This window comes from Streptomyces sp. NPDC002676 (assembly GCF_053592455.1).
The window spans coordinates 394,849-411,135 of sequence record NZ_JBSFVT010000002.1 but is presented as its reverse complement, the minus strand read 5'-3'; the positions used below and the strand labels follow the sequence as shown (position 1 = coordinate 411,135).

The 16,287-nt window shown below is 70.0% G+C and carries 15 protein-coding genes and 3 pseudogenes; 6 read left to right on the top strand and 12 right to left on the bottom strand.

The window, feature by feature from the left end; all coding sequences use genetic code 11:
* Window positions 1–51 precede the first annotated feature (51 nt).
* The 4 genes from ACWD3E_RS08960 to ACWD3E_RS08945 form a co-directional block, all read right to left on the bottom strand.
* Window positions 52–1,173 (bottom strand): enolase C-terminal domain-like protein, encoded by a 1,122-nt coding sequence (locus ACWD3E_RS08960; RefSeq protein ID WP_451386860.1) that lies wholly within the window; start codon window positions 1,171–1,173, stop codon window positions 52–54.
* On the bottom strand, window positions 1,170–2,954 hold the full coding sequence (locus ACWD3E_RS08955) for a thiamine pyrophosphate-requiring protein (protein WP_451386859.1): 1,785 nt from the start codon (window positions 2,952–2,954) through the stop codon (window positions 1,170–1,172). Before ACWD3E_RS08955 ends, ACWD3E_RS08960 begins: the two co-directional genes overlap by 4 nt.
* Before the next feature lie 16 nt (window positions 2,955–2,970).
* Window positions 2,971–5,979 carry an FAD-binding and (Fe-S)-binding domain-containing protein gene (locus tag ACWD3E_RS08950; protein WP_451386858.1) on the bottom strand — a complete coding sequence of 1,003 codons (3,009 nt, stop codon included), beginning with the start codon at window positions 5,977–5,979 and terminating at the stop codon, window positions 2,971–2,973.
* 122 nt (window positions 5,980–6,101) lie between these two features.
* Complete coding sequence (locus ACWD3E_RS08945) at window positions 6,102–7,127, bottom strand: cation diffusion facilitator family transporter (RefSeq protein WP_451386857.1); 1,026 nt, start codon at window positions 7,125–7,127, stop codon at window positions 6,102–6,104.
* Between the two features lie 137 nt (window positions 7,128–7,264).
* On the opposite strand from ACWD3E_RS08945, the gene ACWD3E_RS08940 reads away from it, so the two are divergent.
* Genes ACWD3E_RS08940 through ACWD3E_RS08930 form a run of 3 tightly spaced genes read left to right on the top strand, consistent with a single transcriptional unit; the run spans window position 7,265 to window position 8,909 of the window.
* The gene (locus ACWD3E_RS08940; RefSeq protein ID WP_451386856.1) at window positions 7,265–7,591 is read left to right on the top strand and encodes a CBS domain-containing protein; all 327 of its coding nucleotides are present in this window, start codon (window positions 7,265–7,267) and stop codon (window positions 7,589–7,591) included.
* 37 nt (window positions 7,592–7,628) lie between these two features.
* Window positions 7,629–8,177 carry a type 1 glutamine amidotransferase domain-containing protein gene (locus ACWD3E_RS08935; RefSeq protein WP_451386855.1) on the top strand — a complete coding sequence of 183 codons (549 nt, stop codon included), beginning with the start codon at window positions 7,629–7,631 and terminating at the stop codon, window positions 8,175–8,177.
* Window positions 8,178–8,180: 3 nt separating this feature from the next.
* On the top strand, window positions 8,181–8,909 hold the full coding sequence (locus ACWD3E_RS08930; RefSeq protein WP_451386854.1) for a UdgX family uracil-DNA binding protein: 729 nt from the start codon (window positions 8,181–8,183) through the stop codon (window positions 8,907–8,909).
* 40 nt (window positions 8,910–8,949) lie between these two features.
* On the opposite strand, the gene ACWD3E_RS08925 is transcribed toward ACWD3E_RS08930, so the two are convergent.
* The gene (locus ACWD3E_RS08925; RefSeq protein WP_451386853.1) at window positions 8,950–9,105 is read right to left on the bottom strand and encodes a DUF6131 family protein; all 156 of its coding nucleotides are present in this window, start codon (window positions 9,103–9,105) and stop codon (window positions 8,950–8,952) included.
* A 105-nt stretch (window positions 9,106–9,210) separates the two neighbouring features.
* Window positions 9,211–9,309, bottom strand: a pseudogene (locus tag ACWD3E_RS08920) (pirin family protein); the annotation flags it as partial.
* A 522-nt stretch (window positions 9,310–9,831) separates the two neighbouring features.
* Between ACWD3E_RS08920 and ACWD3E_RS08915 the strand changes: the two are divergent.
* Entirely contained in the window at window positions 9,832–10,320 is a 489-nt protein-coding gene (locus ACWD3E_RS08915; RefSeq protein WP_451386852.1) for a GNAT family N-acetyltransferase, read from the top strand.
* A 178-nt stretch (window positions 10,321–10,498) separates the two neighbouring features.
* On the opposite strand, the gene ACWD3E_RS08910 is transcribed toward ACWD3E_RS08915, so the two are convergent.
* A complete protein-coding gene (locus tag ACWD3E_RS08910; RefSeq protein ID WP_451386851.1) occupies window positions 10,499–10,891 on the bottom strand; it encodes a hypothetical protein in 393 nt (130 codons plus the stop codon).
* On the opposite strand from ACWD3E_RS08910, the gene ACWD3E_RS08905 reads away from it, so the two are divergent.
* Window positions 10,890–11,186 (top strand): hypothetical protein, encoded by a 297-nt coding sequence (locus ACWD3E_RS08905; RefSeq protein WP_451386850.1) that lies wholly within the window; start codon window positions 10,890–10,892, stop codon window positions 11,184–11,186. The two genes, ACWD3E_RS08910 and ACWD3E_RS08905, sit on opposite strands and share 2 nt — an antisense overlap.
* 49 nt (window positions 11,187–11,235) lie before the next feature.
* Here ACWD3E_RS08905 and ACWD3E_RS08900 read toward each other — a convergent pair.
* Window positions 11,236–11,391 (bottom strand): annotated as a pseudogene (locus tag ACWD3E_RS08900) (IS256 family transposase); the annotation flags it as partial.
* A 307-nt stretch (window positions 11,392–11,698) separates the two neighbouring features.
* On the opposite strand from ACWD3E_RS08900, the gene ACWD3E_RS08895 reads away from it, so the two are divergent.
* A complete protein-coding gene (locus tag ACWD3E_RS08895) occupies window positions 11,699–12,856 on the top strand; it encodes a hypothetical protein (protein ID WP_451387137.1) in 1,158 nt (385 codons plus the stop codon).
* 96 nt (window positions 12,857–12,952) lie between these two features.
* Here ACWD3E_RS08895 and ACWD3E_RS08890 read toward each other — a convergent pair.
* From ACWD3E_RS08890 to ACWD3E_RS08875, 4 genes and pseudogenes are all read right to left on the bottom strand, one after another.
* Window positions 12,953–13,075: pseudogene (locus ACWD3E_RS08890) on the bottom strand (SDR family NAD(P)-dependent oxidoreductase); the annotation flags it as partial.
* A 392-nt stretch (window positions 13,076–13,467) separates the two neighbouring features.
* Window positions 13,468–14,451, bottom strand: coding sequence for a S8 family peptidase (locus tag ACWD3E_RS08885; protein WP_451386849.1), 984 nt, complete (start codon window positions 14,449–14,451; stop codon window positions 13,468–13,470).
* 137 nt (window positions 14,452–14,588) lie between these two features.
* Window positions 14,589–14,792, bottom strand: a complete 204-nt coding sequence (locus tag ACWD3E_RS08880; protein ID WP_451386848.1) for a hypothetical protein — start codon at window positions 14,790–14,792, stop codon at window positions 14,589–14,591.
* Between the two features lie 133 nt (window positions 14,793–14,925).
* On the bottom strand, window positions 14,926–16,287 hold the full coding sequence (locus ACWD3E_RS08875) for an MFS transporter (protein ID WP_451386847.1): 1,362 nt from the start codon (window positions 16,285–16,287) through the stop codon (window positions 14,926–14,928).

The following is a 16,287-nucleotide window of genomic DNA, read 5'->3' as shown; positions in this document are numbered from 1 at the left end:
GTGATGAGCGGCGGTGAACCGGCGCAGTCCGTTGCCTTGATCCGATTCCGCCTAGGCGCTGCGGTATTCGTCCGCTTGCGGCGTGCGCAGTTCAAGTCCGTGTCCTGCCGATCCGTCGGCCCCGGGAAGGATGTGGCCGTCGAGGGGGCGAAGGGTCCCCGTGAACAGCAACTGCTCGATGCGTACGTGATCGTGGAACCATTCGAGGTGGCGCAGGTTGGGGACGGCTGCTGCGGCATGAGCGTGGACGTGCGGTGCGCAGTGGCCGGAGACGGTGAGCCCCGCGGACTCGGCCAGGGCGGCTACACGCAGCCAGACCGTGATCCCGCCGCACCGTGTGACGTCGGCCTGCAGACAGTCCACCGACTCCGCGCGCAGCATGTGTCCGAAGTAGGCGAGGGTGTAGCCGTATTCGCCCGCTGTGATGTCCATCGGCAGCGCCGCGCGTACCTGTGCCAGCCCCGTCAGATCGTCGGAGGAGACCGGCTCCTCGAACCAGACGACGCCTTCGGCGGCGAGCTGCCGGCCCACACGAACCGCCTGTTTGCGGCTGTACGCGCCGTTCGCGTCGACGTAGAGCTCTGCCTCGTCTCCGACACTGGCCCGGGCTCGTGCGACACGTTCCAGGTCCCGGCGCTGCTCGGCGCCCCACGACTGACCGATCTTGATCTTCGCGCGCGGGATTCCCTGTTCCTCGGTCCAGCCGCGCAGCTGCCGGTCCTGCTGTGCGTCGCTGTACGTCGTGAACCCACCGCTCCCGTACACGGGAACCTCGGTGGCACACCCGCCGAGCAGCCGCACCAGCGGGAGATCGAGCAGCCGTGCCTTGAGGTCCCACAGGGCGATGTCGACCGCCGAGATCGCGCCGGCGACGAGTCCGGGGCGGCCCAGGTTGCGCACCACACGGCTCATCGCCTCGTTCATCGCCGGAACGTCCCATGCACAGCGGCCTTCGACCGCCTCGGCCAGGTGCTCGGCGACGACCCCGGCCGTCAGAGGTGAGCCGTAGGTGTAGCCGAGGCCGCTCACGTCCCCGCTTGTCGCGCTCACCAGGACGAGCGTCGTCGCGTCCCAGCTGAGGGTGCCGTCCGCTTCGGGCCCGTCCGTGGGGACCGTGTAGGAGGCCGCCCTGATCGACGTCACCGGCGGGTCCGTCGTGCGCGCCGTGCTCATCGGTGACGCCGGGGAAGGAACTCCTGCACTTTGGCCTTGAAGCCCTGCCTGATCATCGCGCCGCGGTCGGAGTCACCCTTCAGGACGGACAGCGCCGCCGCCTCGATCTGGTCCAGGGAGGCGTGCGGTGGGACAGGAGGAACCGCCGGGTCGGTCAGGAAGTCGATGACGAAGGGCCGGTCCGCTCCGAGCGCCGAGCGCCAGGCTTCCGCCACGCCGTCCGGTGTCTCCACCCGAACGCCGCCCAGGCCGATGGAGCGTGCGAAGTCCGCGTAGGGCACGTCGGGGATGGCCTGTGAGGGGAGGAACTGAGGGGCGCCCTCCATCGCGCGCATCTCCCAGGTGACCTGATTCAGGTCCTGGTTGTTGAGTACGGCAACGACGAACCGGGGATCGTCCCACTCCTCCCGGTACTTGGCGACGGTGATCAGTTCGGCCATGCCGTTCATCTGCATGGCACCGTCGCCCACGATGGCGACGCAGGGACGGTCCGGGTGGGCGAACTTGGCGCCGATCAGGTACGGCACACCCGGGCCCATGGTGGCGAGGGTGCCGGAGAGCGACCCGCGCATCGCACCGTGCATGCGCAGGTGCCGGGCGTACCAGTTCGCGGCGGAGCCGGAGTCGGAGGCCAGGATCACGTCCTCGGGAAGCAACGCGTCCGCCGCGTGGACGACGTACTCGGGGTTGACCGGATCCGCCTCGACCTCGGCGCGGCGCTCCATGACCTCCCACCACCGGGCGGTGTCCTTCTCGATCTTCGCGCGCCACGCCCCGTGCTCCTTCGGCTGCACCTTCGGCAACAGCCTCTTGAGCGTCTGCTCGGCATCGCCGACAAGGATGACGTCGAACGGGTAGCGAAGCCCCACCATGAACGGGTCGATGTCTATCTGCACGGCACGCGCCTGGCCGAACTCCGGCAGGAACTGCGTGTAGGGAAAGCTGGATCCGATCACCAGCAGGGTGTCGCAGTCCCGCATCATCTCGTACGACGGCCGGGTGCCGAGCAGCCCGATGGCGCCCGTCACGTACGGCAGGTCGTCCGGGAGGGCGTCCTTGCCCAGGAGGGCCTTGGCGACGCCCGCGCCGAGCACGTCGGCGAGTTCTCTCACCTCGGCCTGGGCGCCACGCGCTCCTTGCCCGATGAGGATGGCGATCCTGTCGCCGTCGCCCAGGATCCGGGCCGCCTCGTCGCGGTCCGCCTCGGCCGGGACCGGTGCGGGGTGCACGGTACCCAGGGTGGAGGGCACCATCTTGAATGCGTGTTCCGGCGGGGAGTAGTCCAGCTCCTGCACGTCCGCCGGAATGATCATCGCGGTGACGGTTCTCATGGCCTGAGCGGTACGCAGGGCCCGGTCGAGGACGTTCGGGAGCTGCTCGGGGACGGTGACCATCTCGCAGTAGGCGCCCGCGACATCCTTGTACAGGCTCATCAGGTCGACCTCCTGCTGGTAGGAGCCGCCCATGGCACTGCGGTTCGTCTGGCCGACGATCGCCACCACGGGGACGTGGTCCAGCTTGGCGTCGTACAGGCCGTTGAGGAGATGGATGGCGCCGGGCCCGGACGTCGCCGCGCACACGCCCGGTCGCCCCGAGAACTTGGCGTAGCCGACCGCCTCGAACGCGGACATCTCCTCGTGCCGGGACTGGATGAAGGCGGGCTGGTTGTCGGCACGGCCCCAGGCGGCCAGCAGACCGTTGATGCCGTCGCCCGGGTAGGCGAAGACGTGGGTCACGTCCCAGGCACGCAGTCGCTGGAGGATGTAGTCGGACACCTTCATGGTGGAGGGCTTCCCTTCAGCAGGCCGGGCGGCCGTCGGGCCGGTCGGTCCCGGACGTTGAGGAGCTGTCCAGGGCGCGCGCCAGGACCTCCGCGAGATGCAGGGGGCGACGGCCGGTGCGGCCCTGTTCGATCTGGGTACGGCAGCTGAATCCGTCCGCGATCACCAGAGCGTCCTGGGGAGTTCGGCGTACGGCGGACAGGACGCCCTGCTCACCGATCGCCATGGACAGCCCGTAGTGGCCGCGTTCGAAGCCGAAGTTTCCTGCGAGGCCGCAACAGCCCTCGTCCAGAACGCGGGCGTCCATACCCGCCCGGCGCATCAGTTCACGATCCGCGTCGAACTTCATCACCGCGTGTTGATGGCAGTGGGTCTGCACCGTCGCGGCCCCGCCCACGTGGGGCGGACGCCAGTCGTCAGGTGTGCCGTCGACGAGGATCTCGGCGAGAGTGCGGCACTGCCGTGCGAGCCGCTGGGCGTCCTGGTCGTCCGGGAGCAGTTCGGCGGCGTCCGCGCGGAAGACCGCGGTGCACGACGGCTCCAGGCCCACGATGGGGACACCGTGTTCGAGCCAGGGCCGCAGTCGCCCGAGTGTGTGGCGCAACACGCGCTTGGCGGTGGCCAGTTGGCCGGTGGATATCCAGGTGAGACCGCAGCACAGGGTGGAGACGGGTACGGCGACATGGAATCCGGCGTCCTCCAGCAGCCGTACCGCCGAACGGGCCACCGAGGGACGGAAGTAGTTGGTGAACGTGTCCGGCCACAGCAGGACCGCGCGGTCGTCGGCGGGGTCCGGCTCGGGCCCGGCGCGCTCCTGCCATGTCTGGACGAAGGACCGCCTCGCGAACGCCGGTGCCTCCCGCTCCACCGACACCCCGGCGATCCGCTTGCCCAGGGGCGCGAGTCCGGGGGCCTGCAAGGCCGAGTTCACCAACCCCGGAGCGAGGCGCGACATCCGTGCCCACAGCGGCAGCCAGCCCAGTGAGTAGTGCGCGGCAGGGCGGAGTCGGTGCGCGTAGTGGTGGGCCAGGAACTCTGCCTTGTACGTCGCCATGTCCACCCCGACCGGACAGTCGGACTTGCAGCCCTTGCACGACAGACAGAGGTCGAGCGCGTCCCGCACCTCGGTGGAACGCCAGCCGTCGGTGACCGGGGAGTCCCCGTGGCCGTCGAGCATCTCGAACAGCAGCCGGGCCCGCCCCCGGGTCGAGTGCTCCTCCTCGTAGGTGGCCCGGTAGGAGGGGCACATCACGCCGCCCGTGTGGGTACGGCAATTGCCTACACCGACGCAGCGCATGACGGCGTTGGTGAAGGAGCGCTCGTCGTCGGGGTAACCGAAATGGGTGGCGGTGCCACGGGGACGCCAGGCCGGGCCCAGGCGCAGGTCGTCCTCGACGCGGTGCGGTGCCACCACCTTGCCGGGGTTCATCCTGTTGTCGGGATCGAACAGCGCCTTGACCTCACCGAAAGCGGCGACGACGCGCTCGCCGAACATCCGCGGCAGCAGCTCACCACGAGCCTGACCGTCTCCGTGCTCGCCCGACAGCGAACCTCCGTAGGAGACCGCGAGATCAGCGGCGCGGAAGAGGAAGTCGCGGAAGCACGCGACCCCTTCGGCGCTCTTCAGGTCGAACGGGATACGGGTGTGCACGCACCCCTGGCCGAAGTGGCCGTACAGGGAAGGCCGGTCGTAGCCGAACTCGGTGAACAGCTCCCGCAGATCGCGCAGATAGTCGCCCAGCCGGTCCGGCGGGACGGCCGAGTCCTCCCAGCCCTCCCAGGTCTCGCGCTCGTCCGGTGGCCGCGCCGTCACACCGAGCCCCGCCTCGCGCGCCCTGAGCAACAGATGCTCGCGCTCGGGATCTTCGGAGAAGGCCACCGTCCCGTCCGACTCGCTGCGCCCCAACCCCCGCAGCAGTTCATGGGCTTGTGCCTCGACGTCCTTGGCGCTGTCACCGGTGAACTGGACCAGCAGCCAGCTCTCCCCCTCGGGGAAGCGCTCCAGCGAGTCGAGATGGGCGTGTTCCTCGCGCATCAGCTGCGCCATGCGCCCGTCGAGTGCCTCCAGCTGGGCGGGGTTGCTGTGCGCCAGCAGCCGGGGCACGTCGTCCGCCGCCGCGCAGATGTCGTCGTACCCGACCACCACGATGGCCTCGGCCTCCGGCACCGGCACGAGGTCCAGTTCCGCGCGCAGGACGGTGACCAGAGTGCCTTCGCTGCCCACGAGCGCACGGGCGAGATCGAAGCCGTTCTCCGGGAGCAGCGCGTCCAGGTTGTAGCCGGAGACCCGGCGGGGGATGTCGGGGAAACGGAGCCTGATGTCCGCGAGATACCGGTCGACGATCCCGCGCAGCCCCCCGTACAGTTCCGCCCGCCGGCCACCGTCCCGCACGATGGCGTCCAAGGCCGCTCGATCGGTGGGACCGACCCAGCACCGTGTCCCGTCGTAGGTCAGGATCTCCAGCCGCCGGACGTTGTCGACCGTCTTGCCATAGGCCTGGGCCGTGCCTCCGCACGAGTTGTTGCCGATCATGCCACCGAGCGTGCAGTGGCTGTGCGTGGCCGGTTTCGGGCCGAACATCAGGCCGTAGGCGCCGAGGCGGCGGTTCAGCTCGTCCAGGACGATACCGGGCTCGACGATGCACCGGGACCGGCTGGGCTCCACGGACACCAGGCCGTGGCAGTACTTGGTCCAGTCGATGACGACGGCGGTATTGGTGCACTGCCCCCCGAGACTGGTGCCGCCGCCACGGGACAGGACAGGCGCACCGAATCGCGAGCACACCGCGACCGCCGCCACGCCCGCGTCGATGTCGAAGGGCACGACGACGCCGATCGGGACCTGCCGGTAGTTCGACGCGTCCGTCGCATACGCGCCACGGCTTCCGGCGTCGAAGCGCACCTCCGCCGCCACCTCGTCGCGCAGTGCGGTCTCGAGGGCCGCCGCGTCGAGATCCGCAGAGCCGGCCGACACCGCGGCCGACCCCTGCTCGCCCTGTGCCGGTGCCCGGTGATCGGCGACCATGACACCTCCTCACGGTTGGGGCCTCGTGCCAGGACCGCCCTGCGAGTACCCGGTCTCTGCCCGGGTACGCCTGCTGTCCGTGCGTCGAGGGGCGTCATGGTCGTTGCCGGTTCGCCGTGCCGCTATGGGCCCGGGTTCGTGCCGGAGCGGCCGAGCAGGCGGGAGAGCCGGTGGTCCGGGTCAGGGGCGGAGGACGTCGAAGGGGGCGGGTCCTCATCGGTGCCGGGCGCCTCGGTGATGTCCAGGAAGACGTGGTCGGCCTGAGGCCACTCGGCGGCGATCCGCCGCTTGAGCCGGACACAGACCAGCTCGACCTCCTCGCTGTCGATCCCCGGCGCCAGGTCCACGCGCGCGGCGACCAGCACCGAATCCAGCCCCAGCCGCATGGTCAGGAGCGCCGCGACGTTGTCGATCTCGGGCTGGGACGCGAGGAAGTCACCTATCCGGTCACGCAGTTCCGTGTCGACCGCCTCGCCGATCAGCCGGTCCCGCGCCTCCCGGGCCAGCCGATAGGCCACACACACCAGCAGGAGCCCGATTCCCATGGAGGCGCCGGCCTCCCAGGCCACCTGCCCGGTCGTCAGATGCAGCCCGATGCCGGCCGCCGCCACCAGCACGCCCGCCACGGCCGTCGCGTCCTCCGCGATCACCGTGCGCAGAGCCGGGTCGGCCGCGCCCTCACGGTGCCGGCGCGCCTGGTGGAGGGCGCGGGCCAGGGAGGCGCCGTCGGCCAGCAGCGCCACCCCGAGCACCGCCAGCCCCGCCAGGTAGCCCTTCGACGACTCCTGCTGGTCCGTGCGCAGGGCCTGGACGCCCTGGTACACCGAGAAGCAGCCGCCCATGACGAAGATCCCCACCGCGGCCAGCAGCGCCCAGAAGTAGCGCTCCTTGCCGTATCCGAACGGATGACGGTCGTCGGCGGCACGCTTGCTGCGGCGTACCGCGATGAGCAGGAACACCTCGTTGAGGCTGTCCGCGACCGAATGCGCTGCCTCCGAGAGCAGGGCGGGCGACCCGGCGAAGAGCCCGGCGGCCGTTTTGGCCGCGGCGATCACGAGGTTGGCTCCGAGGGCGACGAGGACGGTGACCCGAGTGCTTACGTCCCGGGCCGTGGAGCCTCGATCGCGCCTGCCGTCCGTGCCCGTCACCGACGCAGCCCTCCAGCCTGCCGTGTGGCTCGCATGAAACCCCGCTGCCGAGTACCCGGTGCTGACCAGGTTGTGTCTGGGTACCCGGCAGACGGGCGCGGTGACAGCGCCGTACCGGGGTGCGGAAGGGGGCCGACGTGGCCAGGAACGTGCGCGACATCATGGCCGATGCTCCGACAGCGGTGGACTCGCAGGCGTCGGTGACATCGGTGGCTCAGGTGATGCGCGACCAGGACATCGACCTCGTCCTGGTCATGGACGACGGCGAGCCGATGGGCCTGGTCAGCGATCGCGACCTGATGGCCGGTGCTGTTGCGGGCGAAACCGACCCCCATCGGATGCCCGACGGCAACCCCGTGGGCCTCGTCCGCCTCGGCGACCCGGCCCTCGAGACGTCCTCCGCGCCCACGGTGGCACCGACGCCGGATCTGCACGGCGGCGCCGCAGCGGATCCTGGCGCGTGAGGACGAGGGGACGACGGGAAAGGAGAGTCGACCGATCATGCGTATCGCGTTTCTGACAGCACCCGATGGAGTCGAACAGGTGGAGCTCACCCGGCCCTGGCAGGCGGCCGTGGAGGCCGGGCACGAGCCGGTGCTGGTGTCGACCCGGTCCGGTGAGGTCCAGGCCTTCCACCACCTCGACAAGGCGGACAGGTTCACGGTGGACGCGGTGGTCGGCGAGGTGTCCGCGGATTCCTTCGGCGGCCTGGTGCTGCCGGGCGGGGTCGCCAATCCGGACTTCCTGCGGATGAATGACAAGGCCGTCGCGTTCGTGAGGGAGTTCTTCGAGCTGGGGCGGCCGGTCGCCGCGATCTGTCACGCGCCGTGGACGCTCGTGGAGGCGGACGTGGTGCGGGGCCGTGAGCTGACCTCGTGGCCGAGTCTGCGCACCGACATCCGCAACGCGGGCGGCACCTGGGTCGACGAGCAGGTGAAGATCTGCGACCACGGGCCCAACAAGCTGGTCACCAGCCGCAAGCCGGCCGACCTGGAGGCGTTCTGCGAAGCTTTCCTGGAGGTGTTCGCACAGGAGTTGGCGGGACGCTGAGCCATGGCCGGAACGGGAAGCGGGGGCCAGGGGGGTCAGGCTCATGACGCGACGCCCTTCCTCCCGGACCGGCGCGCGGGCCTGACCGGGCTGAGCAAGGCGGCTGCGCTGTGCCGCGGGTGCCCGCTCTATCAGGAGGCGACCCAGACGGTCTTCGGAGAAGGCGACGCGGACGCACGCGTACTCCTGCTCGGGGAGCAGCCCGGGGACCAGGAGGACCGGGAGGGCCGACCCTTCGTCGGCCCCGCGGGCAAGGTGCTGAGGCGAGCCCTGGCGGACGCGGGCATCGATCCGGAACGGGTCTACGTCACCAACACCGTCAAGCACTTCAAGTTCACAATCCCGGAAGGCCGTAAGCGCCGTATTCACAAGGCCCCGAACCTGCGTGAGATGACGGCCTGCAGGCCCTGGCTCGAGGCCGAGCTGCGGGTCGTGTCGCCTCAGGTGGTCGTCGCGCTCGGAGCGACCGCGGGCAAGGCCCTGCTCGGCCCGGAATTCCGGGTGACCGAGCAGCGCGGAGCCGTACTGCCCTGGCCCGGCCTCGACGGGAGCGGCGACGCAGACGGTGCGGGTGGGACCGACGGAGGGATCAGCGCACTGGTGGCGACGATCCACCCGTCCGCCGTACTGCGGGCCACCGACCGAACGGCGGTCTACGACGGCCTGGTCGCCGATCTCCGACTCGTCGCGGACGTCCTGGCGGACGGCGACGGGCGGGCCCGGAGCGACTAACGGCAGTGACCACGCTGCGGCCACCACGGGTAATCGTAGGTCACCAGTAGTGACGACGGCCTGCGACGGCGTGACCGGCCGAGCCCAGAACCCACAGGACGATACCGATCACCACGAGTACGAGACCGATCGTCCACAGGATGCCGATTCCAGTGAGGAGCCCGATGAGCAGCAGAATGATTCCGAGGATGATCATTTTGACCTCCAGAGAGGCGGACGTTTTCGCTCCGAGTACCCGGGCCGGTGCACCGCACACGGCATTCACGCCGGCAACGCAGGCCGTAGGTCCCGACTCGGCGGCTCAGCGCACCCGGCCCCGTGGCTTGAGCGGCACGGACGGCAGCTCGGGTGCGGGCAACGGGTCCCCGTCGTACCCCCGCACTTCGCCGAATCTCGCCCCCGCAATCTGGCGCTGTCGCAGGAACGCTGAGTGACTGAAGCGGGCGCTCAGCCGGCATCGCAGAGGATGCTTTCGGCTCCAAGATCTTCGCCCTGCGGCGTACCCCGTCCCAAGAAGGCATCTGCGTCCGGCCACGGATAGCGAGACGGCTGCGTGGGCGCCGGCCGCAGGCCCTGGGCCCGCGACGGTCCGACCTGGCACAGGTTGTAGGGACCCCTCCAGGGGCGTCTACACCAGTCGATCGCGGGCATGAAATCGCAGGTCAGGGCCTACTGGTCCGAGAGGGTCAGCCCAGTTCGTGATAGCTGCGTGATAGCGGGTGATACGGCGAGGCCGGCCAGCAGCCGTTCCGACGGGACCGCCGCGCGGAGCCGTGAGACGCCGAAGCCGCACCGAAGCGCGCAGCTTCGGCGTGAGATCGGTTGCGCTCGCACGAGTGGTTCCCGGGAGCGGTGGAGGAACGCCTGCCCGAGCAGCCGACCCGTCGCAGGAAGGCACTCCCCGGTGCGAAATACTCTCCCGATGAGTTCACGCACTTCTCCGATCAGTCAGCCGATCACGATACGGAGGGCCGTCGCGCGGGATGCCAAACGGCTCACGCGGCTCGTGCGTGGCTCAGGCGCCTACGAGGGTAAGTACGCAGCGGCAGTCGCGGGCTACCGGGTCGGTCCTGATTACATCGAAGCACACCGCGCCTTCGTGGCCGTCGGCGCCGACGAGCATGGAGGCCGGGTCATCGGGTTCTACTCGCTCGTCCTTGCTCCACCGGAGCTCGACCTGCTGTTCGTCGCCGACGAAGCGCAAGGACGTGGTATTGGACGGCTGCTCGTCGCGCACATGCAGTCCGAGGCCCGTGCCGCCGGGCTCGACCGTGTCAAGGTCGTGTCGCATCGTCCCGCCGAGGAGTTCTACCACCGCGTCGGTGCAGTGCGGACCGGGACCGCGCTCGCGAACCCGCCCGCCGTGCCGTGGGACCGTCCCGAATTCGAGTTTCGCATTCCTTCGGAATGACGCGGTGTGCCGGTTCGCAGGGCACCGGCTTCGCCTGCATGGTGGCCGGCATGCAGGAGCCGCTGGACGCCACGCGCTCCGTGTGTGCCGTCGTCTCTGCCCTGGCAAGGGGATCGCCTGCGCCAGCGGCCGCCGACACACCGTGGCCACTTCGTCTCGCAGATCAGGGTTGTGTGAACTACGCAACGCGGCCGACCTCGATCGTGTGGGGAACGAGCCGAGGTGTACGCGATTCGATGGCCATGGAAGCGCCGGAGGCGAGGGAGTCGCCGGGAAGGTCCGACTCGGCGTTCGGGTCGCCGTCGGCGTCGACGATGGCGATGGTCCTGCCGGAGCCGCTGGCGGAGGCGGCGGAGGTCAGGCCGTAGGCCGACTGCAGGTCGCTGCGGCCGTAGCCGGTGGGGGAGCCCGCGGCGGCGTTCGGCCGGACGGTCCGGGGTGCGATGCCCTTCTTCGCCGCCTGCTCTTCCTGGAAGGCGGTGGTGCCGCTGGTGACGCGCAGGGCGTTGCAGGATGCGTAGCCCTTCTTCGGGGTGCCGGCGCACTGCAGCATCTCCAGGCGGAACCGCATGGACGGTTCCCTGCGATCGGCGACCGACGCCGGCCTCGCGGCCGGAGCCGACACGCTCGTCGTGGTCGATCCGCAGGCGCACCTGTTTCCGCGCGACCTCCACAATGAGTTGATGGCCGCGGGGGCGCACACAGCGGTGACGATCGATCCCGATCCGGCATCAATACGAGCGTTCGGCTCGGACCTGAACGACCGGACGACCTGGGAGCCGGCTTACCAGGCGGGTCTTCACCAAGCCGCCGATGCCGCCGAGCGGCTCTGCTCCGTCTGGAAGGCCGGCTTCGACACGGACTGACCGCAGCCCGCGCCCCGGAGTGATGCCGCACTCCATCAGTTGAGTGCACTCATGCTGCGAGGGCCCCGGGGCGTTCGACGAGCCGGCCGTGTTCGAAGCGGGCTCCGGCACGGACGAGTGGGACGAGGTGTGCGCCGTTGACGGCCTGCCAGCGGGCCTGAGCCGACTCGACGAGCTTGAACAGTCTTCGGGGAGTTGCGGCACGATGGCGGCAGGATCGCCGATGAGAACCGCGAGCATTCCTCTGATGTCCTGGGCGAACGCGTCGACTGCTCCTGTGACTTCGACCTCACCGCCCAGCCCGCGGACGATGCGGATCTGCTCGCCGCCGGGGCTCATCGTTTCTCGTCGGTACGTCACCTCGACTCGCTGTTGGAGCACCAACTCCACCTGGCGCTCGGCAGGACCTGGCGGAGGGTCGGACCGGCGCCCCTGGCAACGTGCGGGTTGCCCGGTCCGGACAACCGCAACGTTGATCTTTCCCTCTTCCACCGCGAGCGAGAGGGGGCGCCATGAGGGCGAACTGGCAGCGGGTGGTGGCCGCCGGCGTATGCGGCGCAGTGCTGAGTTGTGGGGGCCTGGCGTGGCCGGCCGCGGCCGGCGAAGACCCCCCGAGGATCACCCAGGCGTATGCGGGCCCACGCCCCGGAGAGGCCATCGGTATCGATCTGCTCAACTACGAAAGAAAGCCGGGCGTGCACCTGGTGGCCGAATCGCCGGTCTTCGCGGCCCCGATCCGGATGGACGACCCTGCGCTGGACACCGACGGGGAAGGCGTCAAGGCGCCCATCCCGGCGTCGGCCAAGCCCGGATCGTACCCGCTCGTCGTCAAGGCCCGAGGCAAGGTGGTGGCCCGCGACACCATCGACGTCAAGCCGCCCAGGCGTCCGTTCATCGAACTGGACGAAAACCGCGCGAGACGGCCGGGTACCACGGTGAGTCTGTACTTCGACGACCTGTACCCCGGAGAGACCGGCAATTCCTTTACCGCCCATTCCGCGGCATTCACCTCGCCGATCCGCCTCGCACGCAACAAGGAGTCCTGGAACAACACCCGCTATTTCATCGCGCTGAACGTGCCGTTGCGGCACACCGTCCAAGACGGGACGTACGCGGTGCGGGTGACCGATGCGGATGGGAAGCGGAAAGCGGAGACTCGGCTGGAAGTCCGCTCAGCCCATCCCGGAGACGACGACTATCTGGGCAAGGCCAGGGGCCCCGCGTTCTTCGGGGAGGGGGGCCATCTGCTCAGCGCCCGGGCCAAGGGCTTCACGATCGCGGCGGGCAGGACGGTGTACGTCAGGTGGCAGGATGCGTACCCGGACCCCGGGGAGGAGGAGCGGATGACCGCGACATCTCCGGCGTTCCAGGCCCCGGCCAGGCTGAAGGCCGATGATCTCAAGGGCCATGAGGGGGATGCCCCGATCTTCTGGGGCCCGGCGAGGATCAAGCCCGACCTGAAGCCGGGCTCGTATCCCGTCACCGTCGTCAGCCACCACGGGCGAGTGAAGAAGACCGGCTACCTCACCGTCACCCAGGGAGCCGCCGTCGACGACGATGAGGACGGACTGTCGACCGCCGTGTGGGCGGGTGCGGGCACCGCTGCCTTCGCTCTGGGCGCCGCCGCTGTGGTGCTCGTCCGGAGGCGCAGGGGGGCGTCCGTTTCCTGACCCGGCGAACGGGTCCGCCACCGTATGCCGTCGCTCAGCGGCCGCCTTCCATATCGGCGGTCGTCCAGTGGAGATCTCTGGTGCGGTGGAGAAGTCGTTGGTGCGGGGTAGTGAGGTCATGGCGGCTTTCCCGGCTGCGTAGGGCGCCGGCATCGGGAAGCCGTTGAGTGCGGCGATCGACGAGACGTTGAGGACGACGCCGGAGCCCTGCTCGACCATCCTGGACCGGTCGCTCAGCGCGAGTAGTCCGCTGGGCCGGATACCTGTCCGGGGCCGCCTTCAGGTTGTCGTGTGCCAGGTTCAGCAGCCGTTCGGCAGCGCGGTGGGCGGAGTTTGGGGATGTCTGACAGCCGTGCACGTGGACGAAGATGTCCGTGGCCCGGGCGGGCGGGGCGAGGCGCTCCGTGAAGGTGTGGCGCAGCCGGTGGTCGGGCACCGGCTCACCAGTGTTGGCGTCGAGCAGCCACCCGGCCGGTGTGTTCCCATCGTCACTGCCGACCGCGAGGTCAGCGATCGGGCTGCAACTCCTGGTGCGGGCGCGGTGACTGCGCGACTTGCGCCGGCCATTGCGGTAGGGTCCGGCGCTTGAGTAACCGTGCGACCGGGGCCGGTCAGAGGCCGCCGGTGTTGAGCAGCCGGTTGGGAGTGTCGGAGCGGACGCCATGCACGACACCGCGGGTGGCCGTGTGGTCGAGCCAAACGTGGACCTCTTTGGCCGTGGCGTGGGGGTGAGCCGACAGGTACAGCGCGATCACGCCGGTCGCATGCGGCGCGGCCCAGGACGTCGCGCCGTCGTTCTCCGTGGTCGTACCCCCGCCGGCGAGGGCGGCGGTCACCTTCTGGCCGGGGGCGTACAGGTCCACGCACCGTCCGTAGCCCGATCCGTAGGAGTCGGTGTCGCTCCACGCGCGGTCGTTCGATGTGGAGGCCGCCACGACGATCGTGCCGGGGACGCCGGCCGGGGAGTGCTTGCAGGCGTCGTCATGAAAGTTGCCGGCGGACACCACCGTCGGGATCCCCACGTCGACCATCTTCTTCACGGCGGACTCCAGGGCCGCGGACCGGTGGTCGAGGTTGAGCGACATGTTCACCACCGCAGGCTTCTGCGCGTGCGCGGTGACCCACTTGACCGACTTCACCAAGGCCGCCTCGGCCGCCTCGGGGGAGCCGCCGCCCTCGCTCTCGCACAGGATGCCCTGGACCCGTACGAGATCCGCCTTGGGCGCCACCCCGTACCTCGCCCCGCCGATGATGCCCGCGACGAACGTGCCGTGGCCCATCCCATCCTCGCTGAAGCAGTCACCGGAGTCCTTCGGGCCCACGAAGTCGGCGCCGAGGTGGGCGCGTGCGCCGAACTCCTTGTGGGCGATGTCCATCCCGGTGTCGATCACGTAGACGTGAACGCCCTTGCCCGTGGCGGTGGTGGTGAACTTCCCGTTCAGCGGCCGCGACCGCTGATCCAGAATGTCCAGGTTCCACGGCACGTGCCGGGTGATGGGCGACGCCTCGGTCTGCGCGATCCCGGACAACTTCCCCACGGTGCCGGGAGACGCCGGCGCCGAGCCGGACGACGCCCCGTCCCCGGAGGACGCCACGGACTCCCCCTTCCCGTGCGCGGAGAGCTCCCCGCCGCTCCTCCCAGCCGCCGCGCCGGCTTCCCCACCGCAGGCCGAGGCCCCGAGCACCGTCGCCATGGCCACCGCAATGAGACCGGCCTTCGTCACGTTCCGCGTCACAACGCCCCCCACATCCCTGCTTCGTACACAGTCGGCGCACAAGACGACCACAAGGCGTGGGCGGTTGCAGCGGGGCGTGCGGTACCGCGCACCTTGTCGCTCTCGCTGAAGGTGCCGGTTACCGGGTCCGCGTCGGTGTACGCGGTGATCACGACGACCACCAGCTCGTCGCCTTCATGCACATCTTCAGCATCGCTCAACAGCGCGGCTGCGACTGGGGAGACCCGGTGAGTGCGGGACTCCGCAGCGGACAAGTTGCCCTCGACACACCGTCGAGTCCGGCAAGACCGAGGGCGTGACGCTCCCCGGCGCGGTCGGTCGCCTCGGGCCCGATCAGGGGTGCGGCGCCACGCCCTCGTCGACGGGCAGTGCAACGGGCTCCTCCACCGGCTGTGCGACTGCCTTGGCGGAGGCCGCGTCGGCACCGTGCGCTCCATGCGTCCCACGCACGGCCGACGCCGGACTCATGCGGCGCAGAGCCAGATGAAGCACCGGCATCAACACGCAGGTGGCCGCGGCGGACTGCCACAGAAGAGCGTCGAGCCGGCCCGCCGCCAGATACGCGCCCGCGGCCACTGCGGCCACCGCACACACACCGCGGTCCACGATGCTCTCCACCGACAGCAGCGTGGCACGCGGCGCTCCCTTCGGGATGGCGTCGTTGATGAGCTTGCGCTGCACCGGATAGCCGAACCCGGTGATCGCAGCGAACGCGCACAGCAGTCCGACCACGGCCCAGGGACCGCCGACAGTGGTGCCGGCGAGTGCGGCGGCGAGCGCGACGCTCAGCAGGGACACCCAGGCCGCGGGCGACAGCCGCCGGCTCAGCCACTGGGGCCGGGCGGAGGCCACTGCCTCGGCGACCGTCATCGCCGCGAGGACACTGCCGTGGCTGCTCTCCGCGATGCCGTGCTCGAGCAGCACCGGCTGGAACAGATTGACCTGGCAGATCCGCGACAGCGTGAAGACCGCCACGCCCTGCACCATGAGCAGGGCCAGCCACGGTGACGACCGAAGGGCGCGCAGGGCGGCGCCCGTGTCCCGCAGCAGAGTTCCCCGCCGCCGCCCACGAGTGCTCGCCCCCGCACCCGTGTGACCGGCGGCGATCCGGGGCAGGGCGAGGGCGCAGCCGTAAGACCCCGCCGCGCTCGCCGCGCTGAGTACGTACGGCGACTGGTGGGCCACAGACATCAGCGGTCCGACGAGCGGCCAGCAGACGATCTTGGCAGCGAGCCCGAGGGCACGCGCCGTGCCCTCCGCCCTGAGGTAATGGGCGTCCGCTCCCTCGGCGCGCAATCCGTCGTACAGGCAGGCGCTCGCCGCGCCCGAGGTCAGGGAGCGCCCGGCGGCGATCGCGAGGAAGTGCACGAGGAAGCCCGTGTACGAGGGAGCCAGCACCGGCACCATGTTCGCCGCCGTCATGACCACCGCGCCGGCGCGCAGGCAGTTGCGGGCACCGACGCGGTCGGCGACGACTCCCGTGGGTATCTCGAACAGGCAGAAGGCGATGTAGTAGATGCTCTGGATGCCGAAGATCTGGCCGTCCGACAGGCCCGCGGCACGCTGGTAGGCGTAGAACACGGGCATCCACCACAACAGGTTGAACAACAGCTGGAACCCGTTGTTGAGGCGGATGATGCGGCGGGCGGCCGGGGTCATGGCCGGATCCGCGGAGCGGTGCCACACAGAGGTCAT